General features: G+C 71.6%; 18 protein-coding genes. 10 read left to right on the top strand and 8 right to left on the bottom strand.

Annotation, left to right across the window (positions count from 1 at the left end; translation table 11 throughout):
* The first annotated feature begins 41 nt into the window (after positions 1-41).
* On the top strand, positions 42-620 hold the full coding sequence (locus tag ACQZ13_RS11425) for a nucleotidyltransferase family protein (protein ID WP_431051987.1): 579 nt from the start codon (positions 42-44) through the stop codon (positions 618-620).
* A 68-nt stretch (positions 621-688) separates the two neighbouring features.
* Here the strand turns inward: ACQZ13_RS11425 and ACQZ13_RS11420 are convergent, their stop codons facing one another.
* The 8 genes from ACQZ13_RS11420 to ACQZ13_RS11385 form a co-directional block, all read right to left on the bottom strand.
* On the bottom strand, positions 689-1,198 hold the full coding sequence (locus ACQZ13_RS11420) for a GAF domain-containing protein (protein WP_431051985.1): 510 nt from the start codon (positions 1,196-1,198) through the stop codon (positions 689-691).
* Positions 1,110-1,337 carry a hypothetical protein gene (locus ACQZ13_RS11415; RefSeq protein WP_431051983.1) on the bottom strand — a complete coding sequence of 76 codons (228 nt, stop codon included), beginning with the start codon at positions 1,335-1,337 and terminating at the stop codon, positions 1,110-1,112. The genes ACQZ13_RS11420 and ACQZ13_RS11415 overlap by 89 nt, the downstream gene beginning before the upstream one ends.
* A gap of 162 nt (positions 1,338-1,499) precedes the next feature.
* Positions 1,500-3,296: an aspartyl protease family protein gene (locus ACQZ13_RS11410; RefSeq protein WP_431051981.1), complete on the bottom strand. Its 1,797-nt coding sequence runs from the start codon at positions 3,294-3,296 to the stop codon at positions 1,500-1,502.
* A gap of 222 nt (positions 3,297-3,518) precedes the next feature.
* Entirely contained in the window at positions 3,519-4,484 is a 966-nt protein-coding gene (locus ACQZ13_RS11405) for an aspartyl protease family protein (protein ID WP_431051979.1), read from the bottom strand.
* A gap of 35 nt (positions 4,485-4,519) precedes the next feature.
* Positions 4,520-5,404, bottom strand: a complete 885-nt coding sequence (locus ACQZ13_RS11400) for a sialate O-acetylesterase (protein ID WP_431051977.1) — start codon at positions 5,402-5,404, stop codon at positions 4,520-4,522.
* A 160-nt stretch (positions 5,405-5,564) separates the two neighbouring features.
* Positions 5,565-6,599 (bottom strand): acyltransferase family protein, encoded by a 1,035-nt coding sequence (locus ACQZ13_RS11395; protein WP_431051975.1) that lies wholly within the window; start codon positions 6,597-6,599, stop codon positions 5,565-5,567.
* A complete protein-coding gene (locus tag ACQZ13_RS11390) occupies positions 6,596-7,801 on the bottom strand; it encodes a pyridoxal-dependent decarboxylase, exosortase A system-associated (RefSeq protein ID WP_431053195.1) in 1,206 nt (401 codons plus the stop codon). Before ACQZ13_RS11390 ends, ACQZ13_RS11395 begins: the two co-directional genes overlap by 4 nt.
* Before the next feature lie 89 nt (positions 7,802-7,890).
* A complete protein-coding gene (locus ACQZ13_RS11385) occupies positions 7,891-9,495 on the bottom strand; it encodes an acyl-CoA ligase (AMP-forming), exosortase A system-associated (protein ID WP_431051973.1) in 1,605 nt (534 codons plus the stop codon).
* A 118-nt stretch (positions 9,496-9,613) separates the two neighbouring features.
* Here ACQZ13_RS11385 and ACQZ13_RS11380 point away from each other — a divergent pair, with 118 nt between their 5' ends.
* The 9 genes from ACQZ13_RS11380 to ACQZ13_RS11340 are packed head-to-tail and all read left to right on the top strand — an operon-like array spanning position 9,614 to position 19,411.
* Positions 9,614-9,865 (top strand): acyl carrier protein, encoded by a 252-nt coding sequence (locus tag ACQZ13_RS11380; protein WP_431051971.1) that lies wholly within the window; start codon positions 9,614-9,616, stop codon positions 9,863-9,865.
* Between the two features lie 31 nt (positions 9,866-9,896).
* The gene (locus ACQZ13_RS11375) at positions 9,897-10,802 is read left to right on the top strand and encodes a hydrolase 2, exosortase A system-associated (protein WP_431051969.1); all 906 of its coding nucleotides are present in this window, start codon (positions 9,897-9,899) and stop codon (positions 10,800-10,802) included.
* A complete protein-coding gene (locus ACQZ13_RS11370) occupies positions 10,799-11,803 on the top strand; it encodes a hydrolase 1, exosortase A system-associated (protein WP_431051967.1) in 1,005 nt (334 codons plus the stop codon). Before ACQZ13_RS11375 ends, ACQZ13_RS11370 begins: the two co-directional genes overlap by 4 nt.
* A gap of 39 nt (positions 11,804-11,842) precedes the next feature.
* Complete coding sequence (locus tag ACQZ13_RS11365) at positions 11,843-12,685, top strand: hypothetical protein (protein WP_431051965.1); 843 nt, start codon at positions 11,843-11,845, stop codon at positions 12,683-12,685.
* A gap of 16 nt (positions 12,686-12,701) precedes the next feature.
* Positions 12,702-13,979, top strand: a complete 1,278-nt coding sequence (locus tag ACQZ13_RS11360; protein ID WP_431051963.1) for a DegT/DnrJ/EryC1/StrS family aminotransferase — start codon at positions 12,702-12,704, stop codon at positions 13,977-13,979.
* Between the two features lie 9 nt (positions 13,980-13,988).
* Positions 13,989-15,311, top strand: a complete 1,323-nt coding sequence (locus ACQZ13_RS11355; RefSeq protein ID WP_431051961.1) for a glycosyltransferase — start codon at positions 13,989-13,991, stop codon at positions 15,309-15,311.
* 11 nt (positions 15,312-15,322) lie between these two features.
* On the top strand, positions 15,323-16,525 hold the full coding sequence (locus tag ACQZ13_RS11350; RefSeq protein WP_431051959.1) for a GNAT family N-acetyltransferase: 1,203 nt from the start codon (positions 15,323-15,325) through the stop codon (positions 16,523-16,525).
* A complete protein-coding gene (locus ACQZ13_RS11345) occupies positions 16,522-17,976 on the top strand; it encodes a lipopolysaccharide biosynthesis protein (protein WP_431051957.1) in 1,455 nt (484 codons plus the stop codon). The genes ACQZ13_RS11350 and ACQZ13_RS11345 overlap by 4 nt, the downstream gene beginning before the upstream one ends.
* Positions 17,969-19,411 carry a 3-deoxy-D-manno-octulosonic acid transferase gene (locus ACQZ13_RS11340; RefSeq protein WP_431051955.1) on the top strand — a complete coding sequence of 481 codons (1,443 nt, stop codon included), beginning with the start codon at positions 17,969-17,971 and terminating at the stop codon, positions 19,409-19,411. Before ACQZ13_RS11345 ends, ACQZ13_RS11340 begins: the two co-directional genes overlap by 8 nt.
* The last annotated feature ends 41 nt before the right edge of the window (positions 19,412-19,452 follow it).

Here is a 19,452-nt window from a genome sequence, read left to right as displayed (position 1 = left end):
ACCCCAGTGCCCGATTCGGGCGGCGCGGCCAGAATGGCACGATGTCCATCCAACACCCCTCGCCGAACCTTCAGGACCGCTTCGTCGCGGACCTGCTGACCAACCCGAACAACCGCGCGATCCTGGACCGCTGGGAGGCGCTCGCGCTGCCCGACGGCTGGCTGGTCGCGGGCTGCCTGTTCCAGACCGTCTGGAACCTGCGGGACGGGCGACCGCCGACGGCGGACATCAAAGACTACGACCTCTTCTACTTCGATCCGGACGACCTGAGCCGCGAGGCCGAGCGCCTCGTCCAGGCCCGCGTGGACGAGGTGCTGGGCGACCTCGGCATCACGATCGAGGCCGCCAACCAGGCGCGCGTGCACCTCTGGTACGAAGAGGATTTCGGTGAACCGTACCAGCCGCTGCACAGCTCGCGCGACGGCATCGACCGTTTCCTGGTGCCGTCGACCTGCGTCGGCGTGCGGCCGGGCGAGGTCTACGCGCCGTACGGCCTGGAGGACCTGTACCGGGGCGTGCTGGCGATGAATCCGCTGGTGCCGCATCGCGCGCTCTTCGAAGGCAAGGCGGCGTCGTACCAGCGGCGCTGGCCGTGGCTCACGATCGAGCGTCCCGAATAGACGCCGGTCGGCCCGACGCGCGCCAGCAGGCGCTGCAGCGGAGGCGACCTGCCGGCCGTTCGGGCCGGTCAGGCTGACGGACTCGGCTGCGCCGGTTGCGCGAGTTGAGCCAGACGCTGGTGGTTCGCCAGATCGTCGGCGCTGAAGCCGAGCGCTTCCAGCGCCCTCGCCTCACCCAGGCCCGAGCGGGCCATCGCATCGAGCAGGCGACGCGCGGAGGTCTTCAGCTCGTCATGACGGGCCTCGGAGCGCTCGACCTCGGTGCAGGTGCGCAGGTCGTCCTCGATGGCGTCGCGCATCAGCGTGACCAGCATGCGCACGCCCGAGGAGGTCTCCCGCGGACGCTCGTCCATGACGCAGACGGTACCGACGACGGTGCCTTCGGCGTCACGGATCGGTTCGCCGTAGTAGTGGACCAGTCCGAGCGCCGCGGTCGGATTGCGATCGCCGACGGCGGGCAGGCGACGCACGTCGTCGACGAGCAGATGCTCACCGCGACGGATCACGTTGGCGCAGTAGCTGTTGACGGCCAGTTCGAGCCGGCCGTTGCGCGGGAAGCGCTGCTGCTCGTCGCGCACGGCCGAAGAAGACGAGGTCGCTGCCGTCGACGAGGTTGATCATCGCCACCGGCATGTCGAGCTGCTGGGCGAGGACTTCCAGCATGCGCTGCCAGCGACCGTAGAGGCGTTCCGAATCGGCGAGGCAGTGGGTCGGCATGCAGTCCTCCGGCGCGGCGTCGCGCGCGCATGAGCGCTCATGATCGCGCGATCCCTTGAACGGGGCCAGCCCCCAGGACGAAGGGCCAGGAACGCGGGCGCAGCGCGCGGGCGACGCTCGCCATGTATCGAATCGATGCTTTTCCGGTCCGATGTATCGAATTCAATACCCGGTCGGCGCCAACGCTTCGAACCCCGCCTTCTTCACGTTCTCATCGATCGCCGGGGTCAGCTTGCGCGCGGCCTCCAGGTCCGGGCGTGCCTTGTCTGCTTCGTTGAGCTTGAGCAGGGCCACGGCGCGTCCGTAGTGGGCCCACGCCGAAGCCTTCTTCTCGATCGACTGGTCGAAGGCCTTGCGCGCCCGCGACGCGTCGCCCTGCCGCAGCCAGGCCCAGCCCAGCTGCCAGTGGAACGTCGCTTCGTCCTCGTCCCGGCTGATCGCCGACTTGCAGTCGTCGATCGCCTTGTCCGCCTCCAGGTTCAGCCGGGTCCGCATCCAGCAGCGCTCCGCGAGCATCGACCCCAGACGCGGGTCTTTCGGGTGGCTGGCGATCCAGAGCTCGAACTGACGCAACGCCTCCGGCACCTGGTTCCGCCGCGCGTAGCTCTGCGCCATCGTCGCGCGCAGGTTGGATGCCGGCGGGAGTGTGGCGTCCAGTTCCTTCAGGTCCGCCGCGGCGCCCTCCTCGTCCTTGGCCGCCAGACGCAGCGGCACGCGGCGCAGGCGCGCCTCGGCCAGGCCCGGATCCAGGCGCAGGGCCTCGTCCAGATCGGCCAGGGCCGCCTTCGGCTGCTTCAGCGCGACCTGCACCCGGGCGCGTGAATCGAAGTAGCCCGCCACCGTCGGCTTCAGCGCGATCGCGCGGTTCAGGTCTTCGAGTGCGCGTGGCGCGTCGCCCGCGACCAGCGACGCATTGCCTCTTCGCGCGAATCCGTCGGCGTCGTCGGCCGCGATCTCCTCCGCCTTCGCCGCATAGCTCGCGTTGTAGGTCCCGCTGCCCGGCTGGCTCGGCAGGAAGACCTTGCCGCCGTTCCAGGTCGCATAGACCTTGTTCTGAGACCTCGCCACGTAGATCCGGTGCGACAGGAAATAGTCCAGGCCCAGCAGCACATCATGGTCTCGCGCGCTCACGTCGGACACCTTGAGCCGGTTGTCGCGCACCTTCTCGCCGCCGATCTCGAACAGCGCCACGTTGGTCATCCAGGTCGCCGCCAGGTCGGCGCCCGCTCCGCCCGATCGAATGCCCGGCGTCATGTCCGCCTCCGCGATGCCGGCCTTGCGCGCCGCGCTCAGCGTGAGCGACGTGGCCGGCGCGCCCGTGTCCATCAGCGCCTCCAGCTTGCGCCCGTTGACCTGGACCTCCACGCGGATGGCGCGGTCGTTGCGGCTGTAGCTCAGCGCCGGCACCTCGATCACCGGCGCGTCGCCGGCCCAGTAGGCCAGGGACCGCTTCGCGCAATCGCCCCGGGGCGACACCAGCCGCACCACCCCGTGCGCGAGGTCGTACTCGGTGTCGGCGATCGACAGGAAATTGCGACCCAGCACGCCCATGATCCCCGCGTTCAGCTCGCTGCCGCCGACGAGGAACTCGACGTACTCCAGCTTGGCCTCCTCCAGCTTCACGCTCTTGACCGTCGTGAGGCGCAGGCCCTCCACCGGGCCGGTGACGCCTTGCACGACGAGGTTGGACGGCGGCTTGCGCAGCGGCAGGCCCAGTTGCTGCGCGGTCGACGCGCTCAGGAAGCTGTAGAACGCGCCGCTGTCGACCAGCAGGGACACCGGCACGCCGTTGAGCTCGAGGGTGGCGACCGGCCGGCGCTCGACCAGACGAACCGGGATGGTCATGGATTCGATGGCGCAGCGTCCCGGTTCGTCGGCCGCAGCCGCGCGCGGCGGTGCGAAGGCGGTCAGGACCAGCGCCAGCATCGGCGCGAAACAGGCAGTCAGGCGTGCGTTCAATCGGCCCTCCCTGGGCGTGAGGTTTCGCGGGCGGTGCTCCGCCCGTCTCGACCGGCGACGATACCCGTCCCGCCGACTCCACACGCTCCTCCCGAAGGGGGAATCGACGCGAGCGCCACACGCACCAGGAGGTGTCGAACGCCCCGTCAACGGCTCCTCAACATCCTCTCAACGACGCCTCAACGTCGCCCCGACACGCCGACGGTGCCGGAGTTCCCGACCTTACTCGGCCTCGCCGTCGCGCTCGATGGTCTTGGCGAAGACCGGGCCGCCGTTCCAGGTCAGGTAGACCTTCCCCTGCGTGCGCGAGACCAGGATGCGGTGAGCCAGGAAGTAGTCCAGGCCCAGCAGCAGGTCGTCCCCCATCGCGTCCGTGTCGGCGACTCCGAAAGTGATATTGCCCACGCGTTCGCCGCCGAGCTCGAAGCTGTCGAACTTCGCGCGCCAGTGCTTCGCCCGGCCCTCGCCGATGCCGCTGACATGGCCGGCCTCGTCCAGGCCGCCCGGCTTGACGCCGGCGCGCTTCGCGGCGTCCAGCGTCAGCGTCGTCCTGGACGCGCCGGAGTCCATCAGCGCCTGCATCGACGTCCCGTTGATCCGGACCCGCACCGTCACCTGGTGGTTGTCCTTGTGGCCGTCCGTCTCCAGCGGCACCACGACCACCGGCATCTCCTTCGGCGCCCAGTACGCCATGTCCACCCGCGAGCAGTCGCCCTTGGGGAACATGAGGCGCACCATGCCGTTGGCCAGGTCGTATTCCGTGTCGGCGGCGGCCAGGATGTTGCGACCGAGCAGGCCCTGGATGCCCGCGCCCATCTCGTTGCCGCCGACGACGAAATCGATCTTCGACAAGGTGCCGCCCAGCAGGCCCACCTTGTCCACGCGCGTGCGGTGCGCCTCGATGCGGCCGGTGTAGCCGATCAGGCGCATGCCGTCCGGCAGATTCAGCTTGGGCAACTTCAACTGCTCCGCCGTCGCCGGCGTCAGCAGGCTGTAGAACGCGCCGCTGTCGACGAGCATGCGTACCGGGACGCCGTTGAGCGTCAGCGTCGCCACCGGCGCGCCGCCCACCATCGTCACCGGCAGCTCGTAGGTGTTGAGCTCGCAGGCGGCCTGCGCCGTCGGCATCGCCCCAGCCGTCGCCAGCAGCGCGCACGCGATGCGCGCCCTCCCCCATCCTGTCTTCATCTCGATTCCTCTGATTCTTCTTCTTGCGGCCAGGTCTATCGCTGCGCCGCCGGCTTCAGCACCTCAGCCCACAACGCCGCCGCGCGCGCGGTCCCGTCCACGGTGAAGTGGCAGCCGTTGCGCAAGGGCTGGCCGACCGTGTCCGTGTCCGGCCCCGCGCGGAACCCGCTGTCCGGAATCGCCAGCAGCTCGCGCACGGCCTCGCGCACCTGGCCGCCATCGGCCGGCGGGCAATACGTGGACCGCGCGATCCACCACGGCGCGTCGACGCCCCGCATCGCGACGCCCGCCCGCAGCGCGGCCAGCGCGTCGCGGTAGTCGGCCATCGCCGTGCGCGCGCGGGCATCGGCCTCGCCCTGCTGCCACAGCACCGCGGCCACCGGCCAGCGCGTGCCCTTGATGCGGTCCATCTGCGTCTGCCAGTAGCTGCGTAGCGCGCTGTTGGAGTCGGTCCATTCCGCGATCGAGCTGTTGTCGACCGCCACCACCGCCCAGACGATGGGCCGGCCCTGCCAACGTCCGCCCAGCGCCTGGTTCACTGCCGGCCAGAGGCTGCCTCCGGTGGCGGTCCCGCCTGGAACCGGCGAGCTGGCCAGCCCGCAGCCGCCCAGATGCAGCACCGGCATGGGCGGCACCGGCGCGGCGGCCGGCGGGATCGGGTCGGCGTGGTTGGCGGCGTTGGACTGGCCCATCACCACGATCACCACGGGCTGTTCGTCCTTGAACACCGTCCCGCAGTCCGGCGCCGTCACCGGCATGTCGTGGATCGCGGCGATGCGTGCCGCGAGGTCGTCCGCGGGCGTCGACGGCTTGCCGTCGCGCAGCATCGCCACGCCGGCGGCGATCATGCCGCCGCAGGACAGCAGCGCCACCGCGCCTATCGCCAGCGGGATCAGGGAATTCTTCCGTTCTTCGGTCATCGGGAGCGTCGTCAGCTGAGGGTGCGGAGCGCGCATTGTCTCCGCCGCAGGACCCACTTGGAGCTTGGGAGCGCCGGTGCCACTCGGAGCGAATGCCGAGCATGCGCAGGCGATTGAGCGGAGAGGGGCACCGGCGCTCCCAAGCGGGCGCGGTCCCCGGTCAGCTGCCTGCGGTGGCCGGCTTCGCCCCGGGCTGCCGCGCCCGATAGCGGTCGCGGATCCACCGCATCGCCGGCTGCTCCACCAGGGTCGTCAGCCCGTGCGCGAGCGCCATCGACAGCGCCATGGTCAGCGCGATGGCAACGTGGACCTCGACGCCCCAGCTTTCCATCCGGCGCAGCACGGCCCAGCCGATGTTCTCGTGGAGCAGGTACAGCGTGTACGAGATCGCCCCCAGCCACAGCAGCACCGGGTGTTCCAGCCAGGTCCACCGTCCGCGCGCCGCGCCGAACAGCACGGCGTAGAAGATCGCGGCGAGTGCCGCGAGGCCCCAGTGCTCGACGATGCCCAGCACGAGGATCGCCGCCACCGCCAACGCGCGGTCCGCGATGGAGCCCGCGTCCTGCCGCCCGAGCCGATAGACCGTCACGCCGAGCGCGAACCAGCAGATGTAGGGCAGCAGCAGCCAGCGCTGCCCCATCCAGGGCAGATCCACACCCCAGAAGGCCTTCGCCGCCGCGTAGACCAGCCGCAGCGCCAGGCAGGCGAAGAGGAAATGCCGCAGCCCCGCCGCCCCGCCGAAGCGGAAGCTCAGCAGCGCCCAGGCGTAGAACAGCAGCTCCACCTCCAGCGTCCAGTACACGCCGTCGACGTGCGCCACGCCGAAGAAGCCCTGCACCATCGTCACGTTGACCAGCAGCGCTTCCCATCCGACCGTCTTGCCGGGCAGCCCGATCGCATGGGTCAGCGCGAAGGTCAGCACGATCGCGCCCCAGTACGCCGGATACAGCCGGCTGAACCGCGACACGACGAAGTCCATCGGCCGCGCGGTGCGCTCCAGCGTCATGAAGATGACGAAACCGCTGATCATGAAGAACAGGTTGACGCCCAGGTACCCGTAGGGGAACGCGAGCAGCGGCGCCTGCGCGTGACCGAAGAGCTGGTCGTAGCGCGTCGTGTAATGGAAGAGCACCACCGCCAGCGCCGCGATGCCGCGCAGGGCATCGAGCTGCGCCAGGCGGGGTGCCGTGCTCACACCAGGACCTCGGCCGCGCCCGGATGGCTCAGGAAGCCCTGCGGGCTGGCCGTGATGCCGTAGGCGCCGGACTGGAAGACGACGACCAGGTCGCCGGGTTCCGCCTGCGCCAGGCTCATGCGCTCGCCCAGCAGGTCCAGCGGCGTGCACAGCGGCCCGACCACCGACACGCCCGCCTCGGGCTCGCCGCCGATGCGGTTGCCGATCGCGACCGGGTAGTTCTTGCGGATCACCTGGCCGAAGTTGCCCGAGGCCGCCAGGTGGTGGTGCAGCCCGCCGTCCGTGACCAGGAAGACCTGCCCCCGCGAGACCTTGCGGTCGACGACGCGGCACACATAGACGCCGGCCTCGCCGACCAGGTAACGGCCGAGCTCGACAACGATCCTGGCCTGCGGCAGCTCGACCGCCGCGCGTTCGATCAGCGCGGCCAGATTGGCCGCGATGGGCGCCAGGTCCAGGCGCTGCTCGCCAGGGAAATACGGGATGCCGAAGCCACCGCCGAGGTTCAGCACCTTCACCGGCGCCGGCGCGTCCTGGGCCAGGCGCAGCGCGAGCTCGAAGCTCTTGAGTTGCGCCTCCACGATCGCCTCGGGCCTCAGGTTCTGCGAGCCGGCGAAGAGGTGGAAGCCCTCGAAGCCGAGACCGGCCTCGCCGATGCGCGCCAGCAGTTCCGGCACCTGCTCGGCATCGACGCCGAACTGCTTCGGACCGCCGCCCATCTTCATGCCCGAGGACTTCAGCTCGAAGTCCGGATTCACGCGCACCGCCACGCGCGCCGCGTAGCCGGTCTCCGCGCACAGCGTGCGCAGCAGCTCGACCTCGCGGAACGATTCGAGGTTGATGAGGATGCCGGCGGCCAGCGCCTGCTTCAGCTCCAGCGCGCTCTTGCCGGGTCCGGCGAAGCTGATCTCGCGCGGATCGCCGCCGGCGTCCAGCGCGACCTGCAGCTCGCCCGCCGACGCCACGTCGATGCCGTCCACCAGCGTGGCCAGATGCGCCACCAGCGCCGGCATCGGGTTGGCCTTCATCGCGAAGTGCAGCTCCAGCTTCGCGGGCATCGCGGCGCGGAGTTCCTCGACGCGGCGCGTCAGCAGCGCGCGGTCGTAGGCGTAGAACGGCGTGCGGCCCACGCGGTCCGCGAGCCGCGTCAGCGGCTGCCCGCCGATCTGCAGCACGCCGTCGCGCGCGACGAACTGGTCCATGGGCGCATGTTGCGGCGCGGCCTTGACGGGCGCGGCAGTCGCGGCAGGCGGGGTCTTGTCGTCGTGGTTCACAGCAGTCACGGGGTTCTTCACTGGGCTTCCTGCTTCGCCACCCATTCGGTGCTCAGCAGCTTGCGATCGATCTTGCCGTTGGGGTTGCGCGGCAGCGGGCCGGTCTTCTCCTCGACGCCGGCGGGGATCATGTAGGCCGGCATCCGGGCCTTGCACTGGGCCAGCAGCGCCGCGCCGTCGAGCGCCTCGGCGCCGGCCGGCGGCGTCGCGATCACCTGGATCGTCTGACCCAGCGTCGGGTGGTCGACACCGAAGGCGACGCATTCGCCCACCAGCTGCGTCGCGTACAGGATCTCCTCGACCTCGGTCGGGCTGACGCGGTAACCCGAGGTCTTGATCATCTCGTCGCGCCGGCCGATGAAGTACAGGAAGCCTTCGGCGTCCATGCGCACGTTGTCGCCGGAGAACACGGCGTACTCGGGCAGCTGCAGCCCGGCCTCGCGTCCGGCCGCGCCGGGCGGCAGCAGCTTGTAGCGCTCGGCCGTCTTCTCGGCGTCGTTCCAGTAGCCCATCCCGACCAGCGCGCCGCGATGCACCAGTTCGCCGGGTTCGTCGGGCGCGCAGGGCGTGCCGTCCTCGCGCAGCACCAGGATCTCGGCGTTGGGGATCGCCTTGCCGATCGAATCGGGCCGGCGGTCGACCTCCTCCGGCGGCAGGTAGGTCGAGCGGAAGGCCTCGGTCAGGCCGTACATCAGGAAAGGCTGCGCCGACGGCACGCGCTGGCGCAGCAGGTTCAGCGTCTCGCGCGGCATGCGCCCGCCGGTGTTGGCGAAATAGCGCAGCTGCTGGTCGATCGCCGCCGGCCATTCCAGCTGCGCGAGCTGGATGTACAGCGGCGGCACGGCCGTCAGGCCGGTGATGCGGTCGCGCTCCAGCGCCTTGAGCACGTCGCGCGGCATCAGGTAGTTCAGCAGCGACACCGACGCGCCGGCGTGGAAGGCCGTCGTCAACTGGCTGAAGCCGGCGTCGAAGGACAGCGGCAGCGCGGCCAGCAGGCGGTCCTCGGGGCGGTTGCCGAGATAGCTCGCGACGCTCTTCGCGCCGGCCACCATGTTGCGGTGCGACAGCACCACGCCCTTGGGCCGGCCCGTCGAGCCCGAGGTGTAGAGGATGGCCACCATGTCGGTGTCGATGACGCGATGGGCCGTCCGGGCCGGGGCGTCCAGCAGGTCGCTGTAACGGAGCCAGCCGTCCGGCGCGGCATCGGGCGCCGGATCGACCACCACGACATGCCGCACCGACGGGCAGTCCGCCAGCACCGTCCGCAGCGACGCGAAGCGGTCGCGCGAGGTGATCAGCACGCGCACGTCGCAGTCGCGCACGATGAAGCCGACCTGCTCCGGCTTGAGGATGGGGTTGACCGGCACGAACACGCCGCCGGCGGCCGGCGCCGCGAAGCTGGCGACGACCGTCTCCAGGCGCTTGTCCAGGTAGATGCCGACGCGCTCAGCCCGTCCCAGGCCCAGCGACAGCAGCCCGTTGGCCAGCGCGCGCACCTGCGCGGCCAGTTCGGCGTAGTCCAGGGCCCGGGCGCCATCGCGCAGCGCCGGGGCCGCCGGATCGCGGTCGGCGCTGTGCCAGATCAGGTGCGCAAGCAGGTGGCTGTCGGTGGCGGCGGTCATCAAAAAAGTATCTCACGCGCCCCCGCGGCAATCCCTCACGACGCGCGCAAGATCCCCTTGGGATGAGGGGGCGCCCCGGGGGTTCCCAGAGAGGGCCACAGTTAAGATCCGCCCCGACATGAACACCCAACAACACCTGCTCGCCATCCTCGACGACGTCCTCAGCCTGGAAGGCCGCGCGAAGGACTTCACCGTCGACACCGCGCTGCTGGGCGCGATCCCGGAGCTCGACTCCATGGCGGTCGTCAGCCTGATCACCGCGCTCGAGGAACAGTTCGGCTTCGTCGTCGACGACGACGAGATCGACGGCGCCACCTTCGCCACGGTGGGCGCCCTGCTCGCCTTCGTGAACGGCAAGCTCGCCGCCTGACGCGCGCCGCGACCGCCGCGTCCCCGTCCCCATGGCCGCCGCCGACAAGCCCGCCCCGACCTCCACGCTGTTCTTCCTGGAGGACGGCGCCGGCGGCCAGCGGCTGTGCGTCCATTACCCTGCGTCCTCCGCCGCGGCGGCGCCGCGCGGCCAGATCCTGCTCCTGCCGCCCTTCGCGGAGGAGATGAACAAGTCCCGCCGCATGACCGCCCTCGCCGCGCGCGCGTTCGCCGCCGCCGGCTTCGAGGTGCTGACGATCGACCTGCTCGGCTGCGGCGACAGCAGCGGCGACTTCGGCGACGCCGCCTGGGCCCGCTGGTCGGACGACGTCCGGCTGGCCGTCGGCTGGCTCGACGCCCGCGCCGTGCCCGGTCCCGACGGCGTCAAGGCGCCGCTGTGGCTGTGGGGCCTGCGCGCCGGCGCGCTGCTGGCGCCCGCGGCCTTCGACCTCGCCATCGATCGCCCGCTGCACCTGCTGCTGTGGCAGCCGCTGACGGCGGGCAAGCTCCAGCTTCAACAGTTCATGCGCCTGCGCGTCGCGGCCGACCTGATCGGCGGCCAGGCCAAGGGCGCCGTGCAGGCGATGCGCGACCAGCTCGCCCGCGGCGAGTCCGTCGAGATCGCCGGCTACCTGCTCGCGCCCGCGCTGGCCGAAGGCCTGGAATCCGCGCAACTGAAGCCGTCGGCGCGCGTGCGCCGCGTCGCGTGGCTGGAACTCTCGCCGCGCGAGGACGCCACGCTCACGCCGGCCGCGACGATGGCCGTCGAAGCCTGGACCGCCCAGGGCGCCGAAGTGCGCGCCGCGGTCTGCCAGGGCCCGTCCTTCTGGGCGGCCACCGAGATCGAGGAAGCACCGCGGTTGATCGAAGCGAGCCTCGCCGCGCTGACCGCCGACGCCGACTTCGCGACCCGGGCGGTCGAGGCGGTGAGCGCATGAACGCGCCGGACACCATCAAGCCCGCGCATCGCGACAGCGTGCTGCGCATCGACTGCGACGGCCAGGCGCTGGTGGGGCTGCTGAGCGAGCCCGCATTCGCGTCGGCGTCAGCGTCAGCGTCGGCATCCGTATCCGCCTCGGCGTCCGTCTCCGCTGCGATGGCAAGACCTGCCCCCGGCACGGGCGTGCTGCTCATCGTCGGCGGCCCGCAATACCGCGTGGGCAGCCACCGCCAGTTCACGCTGCTGGGCCGCTCGCTGGCCGCCGCCGGCGTGCCCTGTCTGCGGCTGGACTACCGGGGCATGGGCGACGCGCAAGGCGATCAGCGCGACTTCGAGCAGGTCGACGCCGACATCGCCGCCGCGATCGACGCCTGGCAGCGCGAGCACCCCTCGCTCCAACGCGTGGTGCTCTGGGGCCTTTGCGACGCCGCCTCCGCCGCGCTGCTGTACGTCCATCGCCGCCGCGACCCGCGCGTCGCCGGCCTGTGCCTGGCCAATCCCTGGGTCCGCACCGCGACCAGCCTGGCGCGCGCGCAGGTCAAGCACTACTACCTCGACCGGCTGCGCCAGCCGGCGTTCTGGCGCAAGCTGCTCAGCGGCCGCGTGGGCCTGGGCGCCGTGCGCGAACTGCTGGGCAAGCTCGCGCAGAGCCGCGCGACCTCGGCCTCCGCCAACGCTGCGAATGCTGCAAAGGCTGCGGGCGGCGCATCCGCCGCGCGCGCCGCGGACACGCGTCACTACACCGAGCAGATGGCCGACGGCCTGCGCGCGTTCGGCGGCCCGGTGCTGCTGATCCTGTCGGGCAAGGACGTCTGCGCCAATGAATTCCTGGACCGCTGCCGCGACGGCGGCCCCGCCTGGCAGGGCCTGCTGGACCGCCCCGGCGTGCGCCGCGAAGATCTGCCCGACGCGGACCATACTTTCTCGACCGCCGCCTGGCGCGCCCACGTCGAACGGCTGACCGCCGCTTTCGTGCGCGGCGTGCCGGCCGCCGCCTGACCGCCTGACCGGTACACCCGGCCTCACCGGAGCTCCGCCATGTCCGTCCCGTCTTCCCTCCGTCCCGGCGCCCGCTGGCGCACCCTCGCGCTGGCGCTCGCCGGCGCCGTCGCCGCCCACGCCGCCGTCGCGCAGGGCGTCGGCTGCGGCGGCCTGGCCGCCAGTTACGGCCCCTTCGACTACCGCCAGTACAAGGACGCGCCGCAGATCGATCCGGTGACGCAGCAGATGTCGCCGCTGCAGATGGTCGAGGGCGCCCACTTCATCGACACCTGCGAGGCGCTGGTCAAGTGCAAGCGCGGCACCATCGGCAGCGACATCGACTACACGCTGCGCGCCTTCCCCAACCACCATCGCGCGCTGGTGGCGATGATGCTGTACGGCGACCGCGTCAAGCGCGACCAGCCGCCGGACGCGCTGTTCACCGTCGACTGCTACTTCAAGCGCGCCATCGCGTGGAAGGCCGACGACGTCATCGTGCGCCTGATCTACGCCGGCTTCCTCAACGGCAAGGGCAAGACCGGGCCCGCCAAGGAGCAGCTGGACGCCGCGAACAAGCTGGCCTCGGCCGGCGACAACGCGTTCTCGGTCTACAACGTCGGCATGGTCGCCATGGACCTCAACGAGGTCGACATGGCCGTCGAGGCCGCGCGTCGGGCCTACGGCGCCGGCATGACCCACCCGATCCTGCGTCAGCGCCTGATCGCGATCAACCGCTGGCCCGCCGACATCCGGATGCCGGGCGAGGCCGCCTCGGCCCCCGAGTCCTCCCCCGCGTCGGCACCCACGGGATCGGCCCAGGCGGCGCCTGCGGCATCGACCGCCTCGGCGCCTGAATCGGCCGCACCGGCGGCGCCGTCGACACCGGCCGTCGGCCATTGACCGGGAGGCCGCCGACTTGACTCCGCCGCCCACCCTGCCCGCGCCGCGGCTGCCGGTCATCGGCTGGCGCACCTTCGCGGGCGCCGCGCACGTCGACCAGCACAGCCTGCTCGACCACCCGCGCCATCTGCCCACCACCAGCGGCCGCGCGGCGATCCTGCTGGCGCTGGAGTGCCTGGACGTCGGTCCCGGCGACCTGGTGCTGCTGCCGACCTATCACTGCCCGACCATGGTCTCGCCGGTGAAGACGCTGGGCGCGGATGCGGCCTTCTATCCCATCGACGAGCACGGCGCGCCGCGCCTGGACTGGCTGTCGACCCATGCGCCGGCCAGCACCAAGGCGCTGCTGGTGCCGCATTACTTCGGGCTGCCGCAGCCGATGGAAGCGGTGCGCGCCTGGTGCGACGCGCGCGGCATCGCGCTGATCGAGGACTGCGCCCATGCGATGTTCGGTCGCGCCGGGTCGCGGGCGATCGGTGCGTGGGGCGACGTCGCCATCGCCAGCCTGACCAAGTTCTTCCCGACGCCCGAGGGCGGCATCCTCGCGCTCAACCACGCCGGGCTGACGATGCCGGCGTTGACGCCGGCCTCGCGGATCGACCAGATCAAGGCGGGGTCCGACATCCTGCACATGGGCGCCGCGCACGACCGCCTGACCGGCCTGAACCGGCTGATCCGCGGCGCGTTCGCGCTCAAGAGCCTGCTGCGCCAGCTGGTGCGCGGCGGGTCCGGCTCAGGCGCCGGAGCGGGCGGCAAGACCGCGGCGCCGAGCCGCCACGGCGAGCTCGACGAGGCCGAGGAGATCGACGCCAACATGGCGCTGATCGACCTGCCGCTGTCGCACCGCGCGCTGACGCACGCCAGCGGCTGGATCTCGCGGCGGGTGCCGCGGCGTCGCATCGTCGAGGCGCGCCGGCACCACTACGCCTTCTTCACCGAGGCTTTCTCGGGGCGCGACGGCGTCCGTCCGCTGCTGCCGGCGCTGCCGGCGGACTGCGCGCCCTACGTCTTCCCGCTGTGGGTGCGCACGCCCGATCCGGGCTACGCGGAGATGCGCAGGCTCGGCGTGCCGGTGTCGCGCTGGGACCGGCTCTGGCCCGGCGTGCCGGCGCTGCCCGGCGACGCCGGCAAGTCGTGGTCGCACCACGTGCTGCAGCTCGCCTGCCACCAGGACCTCACCGACGCCGACCTGCGCCGCATCGTCGAGCAGGTCGAGCGCCTCTTCATCACGTCGCCCGAGACGACGCTCGAGACGACGCCCGCTGCTTCGCCCCCCGTTGCGTCCGCGCCCTGAGAGCCAGCGATGCGACGCGTGCTCATGGTCTCCTTCCAGTTCCCGCCGATGGCGGGCACCAGCGGCGTGCAGCGCGCGCTGCGCTTCGCGCAGCAGCTGCCCGCGCTGGGCTGGTCGACCAGCGTCCTGACCGCGCATCCGCGCGTGCACGCGCAGACCGGCACGGACCTGGTCGACGAGATCCCGACTGACCTGGTCGTGCGTCGCGCCTTCGCGCTGGACGCCGCGCGGCACCTGTCGATCGTGGGCCGGTATCCGGGGTTCCTCGCGCGGCCGGACCGCTGGCACAGCTGGCTGCTCGGCGCCGTGCCGGCCGGACTCAAGCTGATCCGCGAGACCCGGCCCGACGCGATCTGGAGCACCTACCCGATCCCGACCGCGCACCTCGTGGGCTACTGGCTCTCGCGGCTCAGCGGCCTGCCCTGGGTGGCCGACTTCCGCGACCCGATGGCGCATGACGGCTACCCCGCCGATCCGGTGTTGTGGCAGAGCTTCGCGGCGGTGGAGCGCAAGGTCTTCGCGCGCGCGTCGCGCTTCACCTTCACGACGCCCGGCGCTGCGCGCCTTTATGCGAAGCGATTTCCCGCCGCCGCCGATCGGATCCGCGTGATCGAGAACGGCTACAGCGAGGACGCGTTCCGGCAGGCCGAGCGTCACGTGAACGGCGGCGTGAATGGCGACGCTCACGGCAGCGCGGGCGTCGACTCGAACCGCACGTCCAGCACCGCCTCGCGCGGCCCGCGCGTGCTGCTGCACAGCGGCGTCATCTATCCCGACTGGCGCAGTCCGGTGCGGCTGTTCGAGGCGCTCGCGGCCGCCAAGGCCTCGGGGCGTATCGACGCCTCGCGCTTGAAGCTGCGGCTGCGCGCGACCGCGCACGACGACTTCGTGCGCGAGCTGGCCGCGCGCCTGGGCGTGGCCGATCTGGTCGAGATCGCGCCGACGATCCCCTACGCCGAGGCGCTCGCCGAGATGCTCCGCGCCGACGGACTGCTGCTACTGCAGTCCAACGACTGCAACGACCAGATCCCCGCCAAGGCTTACGAATACCTGCGCGCGCGCCGGCCCGTGCTCACGCTGGCCGATCCGGCCGGCGACACCGCGCAGCTGATGCGCCGCGCCGGCCTGCCGCACAACGCGGCGCTGGAAGACGGCCCCGGCGTCGCCGCCGTGCTGGACCGCTTCCTCGACGACCTGTTCCACGACCGCGCCGCGCTGCCCGCGCCGCCGGCCATCGCCGCCGCCTCGCGCGAGTCCCGCACCGGCGAACTCGCCCGCGTGCTCGACGAGGCTTGCGCCCCCCGGATGCCTACCGCCGAGGCCCACCCATGACCCCGACGCCCATGACTTCCCCGCCCGCCAGCAACGCCTCCAGCACGTCGCCTTCCAGCGCCTCGCTGCGCTGGACCCTGATCCCGCTGCCCGACGCGGCCGCCTTCGCGCCGCATGCCGCGGCGTGGGACGCGCTGCAGGCGCGGGTCGCCGGCCTGCCCTTCCTGGAGAGCGCCTTCCTCGCACCGCTGTTGACCGTCTTCGGCACCGGCCGCGAACGTCTGGCGCTGCTGGGCGACGCGAAGGCGCCGCACGCCGCCGCGATCGTGACGCCCGCCGGCACCGCGCAATGGACCACCTTCCAGCCGTCGCAGCTGCCGCTGGGCGCCTGGCTGAGCGCGGGCGGCGAGCCGCTGGAGCCTTTGGCCGAGGGCCTGCTGCGCGCACTGCCGCTGCCCGCGCTGGCGCTGGGCCTGACGCAGATCGACAGCCTGTTCCATCCCCGCCCTGCCGATGGCGCGCGCTGGCGCGGCCAGGACTACATCGACACCGCGTGGGTCGACCTGACCGGCGACTTCGAGACCTACTGGGAAGCGCGCGGCAAGAACCTGCGCACCAACCTGAAGAAGCAGCAGAAGAAGCTGGACGCCGCCGGCACCGTCACGCGGCTGGAATGCCTGACCCGCCCCGAGGACGTCGCCCCCGCGCTGACGAACTACGGCCGGCTCGAAGCGAGCGGCTGGAAGGGTTCGGAGGGCACCGCGATCGCGCCGGGCCATCCGCAGTACGAGTTCTATCGCGCGATGCTGGAAGCCTTCGCGCGCGCCGGCCGGGTGCGGCTGTACCAGTACTGGTTCGACGACGCCGTCGTCGCGATGGACCTGTGCATCGAGTCCGGCGGCAAGATCGTGATCCTGAAGACCGCCTACGACGAGGCGCACAAGGCCGTGTCGCCGTCGACGCTGATGCGCCAGCTGCAGTTCCAGCAGCTGTTCGACGCGGCGGCCGCGGGCGGCCCGATCCGCCGCATCGAGTTTTACGGCAAGGTCATGGAGTGGCACACGCGCTGGACCGCCGACGCGCGGCCGGTCTATCACGGCACGCTGTACCGCTGGGGCTGGGTGCCGGCGCTCAAGCGACTGCTGCGCGGCGGCGGCGCCAAGCCGGCCGGGGACGCTGCCGCCGAGGCAGCCGGTGGTGCGGCCGGTGGCGCTGTCGGTGGTGCCACCCCGGCCGCCGATGCCGCCGCCAAGAAGGAAGAAGCCCCGGCATGAGCAAGAGCCCGTCCGTGCGCGGCGCGCTGGCCTGGTCCTTCGGCGAGCGCTACCTGAGCCTGCTGATCACCATCCCGACGACGATGATCCTGGCCCGGCTGCTGACGCCGACGCAGGTGGGCGTGTATTCGCTCTGCGCGGTGGTCACCAACCTGGCGTCCATCCTGCGCGATTTCGGCGTCAGCGAGTACCTGATCCAGGAACGCGAGCTCGACCGCGAGAAGCTGCGCAGCGCCTTCACCATCACGCTGCTGATGGCCTGGAGCATCGCGCTGGTGACGCTGGGCGGCCGCTTCCTGCTGGCCGACTGGTACCACGAGCCGCTGCTGGCCGACCTGCTGCTGGTGCTGAGCCTCAACTTCGTGATGCTGCCGCTGGCCTCGCCGTCCTTCGCGCTGCTCAACCGCGAGATGGCCTTCCACAAGGTCTTCATGGTGCAGGTCAGCGCCAACGCCGCCAACTCGGCGACCAGCATCGCGCTGGCCTGGACCGGCCACGGCGCGATGAGCCTGGCCTGGGGACCGGTGGCCGGCATCGCGGTGCAGGTGGCCATCCTCGTCTGGCTGCGCCCGCGCGACGCGCTGCTGATGCCGCGCCTGCGCGGCGCCGGCCGGCAGCTGCGTTTCGGCGCGATGTTCACCGGCTCGCGGCTCGTGGAATCGGGCTCGCGCAACGGGCATGAGCTGATCATCGGCAAGGTCTTCGGTTTCACCTCGCTGGGCCTGTTCAGCCGCGCGACGGGGCTGATCGACCTGCTCGGACAGACGGTGAGTTCGGCCATCCTGCGCGTGGCGACGCCCGCGCTGGCCGCGGATCATCGCGCCGGGCACAGCCTGGTCGGCCCGTATGCGAAGGGCACCGCCATCTTCACCGGCATCGCCTGGCCCTTCATGGGCGGCGTGGCGCTGATGTCGGGCGACATCATCGCGCTGCTGTTCGGCGCCCAGTGGCATGAGGCCGCGCCGCTGGCCACGCTGCTGGCGCTGGCCGGCCTGCCCTACGCGCTGGTCATGCTCGGCCCCAACGCGCTGGCCGCCACGGGCCAGATCCGCCGCCGGCTGTCGGTGGCGCTCTGGTACGGACCGACCCACCTGATCTGCGTGGGCATCGCCTCGTTCTGGAACCTCTACGCCGTCGCGAGCGTGTTCGTGATCGGCAACCTGGTGCAGGTCGCGATGTACACGCGCCACCTGACCGAGGTGCTGAAGGCGACGCCGCGCGAGCTGTTCGCGCCTAGCTGGGTCAGCGTGCAGCTGACGCTGGGCTGCTGCGCCGGCCTTGGCCTGGCGCAACTGGCCAGCTACGAGCTGGGCCTGCCGCTGATCCCGCGCATCGCCCTGTGCGTGGTGGCCGGCGCCTGCGCCTGGCTGGGCTGCGCCGCGCTGTTGCGGCATCCGGCGATGACCGAAGTCCGCCGAGCCCTCACCCACTTGCGGAGCCGCCATGCCTGAGTCGACCCCTTCCCGGGCCCCGGCCTCCGCGTCCACTGCGACCGCAACGACCGCAACGACTGCGGCGACTGCGGCGACCGCGTCCCCCTCGACGACCGCGGGGACGGTTGCCACCGTCCCGCTCGCCGCCGCTGCGCCGGTCCGGCCCGGCGAGGTCCTGCGCTGGGCGATGTTCCGCGCGTTGGAGCGCCTCAGCGACCTACGCGGGAACAACACGCTGGGCGCGTTCTCGGTGACGCCTGCGGACGCGTCGGGCCCGGCGCTGTGGTTCTACGTGACCACGATCGGCGAGCTCAACGCGGTCGCGCCGATGATCGAATGGCTGATCGCGCAGCGGCCCGATCTGCGGCCGGTGCTGATCACCGAGCACCCGCACTACCGAGACGCCTATCTGGCGCGGCTGCCGCAGGCGGTGGTCTGCACCAGCCGCGGCCACAGCGCCGACGCGGCCCGCCTGGCGCGCCTGCTGCCGCCGGCGATGCTGGCGGTGGCGGAGATCCCCTGCCTGCCGTCGGAGGCGCCCTGCCGCTTCTCCTACGCCTTCCTGCGCGAGGCCCGCCGCCACCACGCCGCGACGCTGATGCTCAACGGCTGGCTATACCACTACGACCCGCCGGCGCGGCTGGACCAGTTGGAGCGCCGGCTGCTGGAGCGCGATTTCCTGAACGCCTTCGACGTGCTGTGCGTGCAGGACGCCGAGACCGCGCGGCAGCTGGAGGCGCGCGGCGCGGCGCGCGAGCGGCTGCAGGTGACGGGCAACATGAAATTCGACGCGATGCGCCGTGCCGACTGGGGTGTCGAGCAGGCCACGCGCAGCCCGCGGCTGCTGGGGCATCTGCTCGCGTCGGCAAGGCCCATCGTGGTCGGCGGCTGCGTGACCGAGCTGCCCGAGCAGCGTCAGGTGCTGGGCGCCTTCGAGCGGCTGCGTCGCACGCATCCCGACGCGCTGCTGATCCTGGCGCCGCGCCATCCGGAGAACCTCGAACGGATGGGCGAGCTGCTGGCGCAACTGGGCGAAGCCGGACTGCGCGTCACGCGGCGCTCGCAGATCGAGGACGCGCCGCTGGCGGCCGAGGTGCAGTGCCTGGTGCTGGACACGGTCGGCGAGCTGCGGGACTTCTATGCAGCCGCGACGGTCGCGCATGTGGGCGTCGACCACAACGTGCTGGAACCGCTGGGACTGAACAAGCCGCTGACGATACGCGGCGGCTGGGACACGACCTATCCGTCGTATCCGGTCTACCGGCTGCTGCGCGATCGCGGCGTGCTGCACGAGTGCGACGACGAGGCCTCGATGTGCGAGTACTGGCTGGCCGCGATCGAAGGCGCACCGCGCATCGCCGAGGATCTGCGGCGTACCGAAGAGGCGCTGGCGTCGATGCGGGGCTCCGTCGCGCGGCACCAGGCCGCCTGCGCGCCCAGAATCGGACGCTGAGCACATCCAAGAGCCCCTCTCCCGCACTGCGGGAGAGGGAG

The sequence above is a fragment of the Roseateles sp. L2-2 genome (assembly GCF_050613215.1).
GTDB classification, from domain to species: domain Bacteria; phylum Pseudomonadota; class Gammaproteobacteria; order Burkholderiales; family Burkholderiaceae_C; genus Roseateles; species Roseateles noduli.
This window is presented reverse-complemented; position numbering and strand designations above follow the sequence as displayed.

Coding starts and splice junctions, on each gene's coding strand:
- ACQZ13_RS11425 (WP_431051987.1), top strand. CDS start 42: ATGTCCATCCAACACCCCTCGCCGAACCTTCAGGACCGCTTCGTCGCG.
- ACQZ13_RS11415 (WP_431051983.1), bottom strand. CDS start 1,337: ATGCCGACCCACTGCCTCGCCGATTCGGAACGCCTCTACGGTCGCTGG.
- ACQZ13_RS11405 (WP_431051979.1), bottom strand. CDS start 4,484: ATGAAGACAGGATGGGGGAGGGCGCGCATCGCGTGCGCGCTGCTGGCG.
- ACQZ13_RS11400 (WP_431051977.1), bottom strand. CDS start 5,404: ATGACCGAAGAACGGAAGAATTCCCTGATCCCGCTGGCGATAGGCGCG.
- ACQZ13_RS11390 (WP_431053195.1), bottom strand. CDS start 7,801: ATGGACCAGTTCGTCGCGCGCGACGGCGTGCTGCAGATCGGCGGGCAG.
- ACQZ13_RS11385 (WP_431051973.1), bottom strand. CDS start 9,495: ATGACCGCCGCCACCGACAGCCACCTGCTTGCGCACCTGATCTGGCAC.
- ACQZ13_RS11380 (WP_431051971.1), top strand. CDS start 9,614: ATGAACACCCAACAACACCTGCTCGCCATCCTCGACGACGTCCTCAGC.
- ACQZ13_RS11375 (WP_431051969.1), top strand. CDS start 9,897: ATGGCCGCCGCCGACAAGCCCGCCCCGACCTCCACGCTGTTCTTCCTG.
- ACQZ13_RS11370 (WP_431051967.1), top strand. CDS start 10,799: ATGAACGCGCCGGACACCATCAAGCCCGCGCATCGCGACAGCGTGCTG.
- ACQZ13_RS11365 (WP_431051965.1), top strand. CDS start 11,843: ATGTCCGTCCCGTCTTCCCTCCGTCCCGGCGCCCGCTGGCGCACCCTC.
- ACQZ13_RS11355 (WP_431051961.1), top strand. CDS start 13,989: ATGCGACGCGTGCTCATGGTCTCCTTCCAGTTCCCGCCGATGGCGGGC.
- ACQZ13_RS11350 (WP_431051959.1), top strand. CDS start 15,323: ATGACTTCCCCGCCCGCCAGCAACGCCTCCAGCACGTCGCCTTCCAGC.
- ACQZ13_RS11345 (WP_431051957.1), top strand. CDS start 16,522: ATGAGCAAGAGCCCGTCCGTGCGCGGCGCGCTGGCCTGGTCCTTCGGC.
- ACQZ13_RS11340 (WP_431051955.1), top strand. CDS start 17,969: ATGCCTGAGTCGACCCCTTCCCGGGCCCCGGCCTCCGCGTCCACTGCG.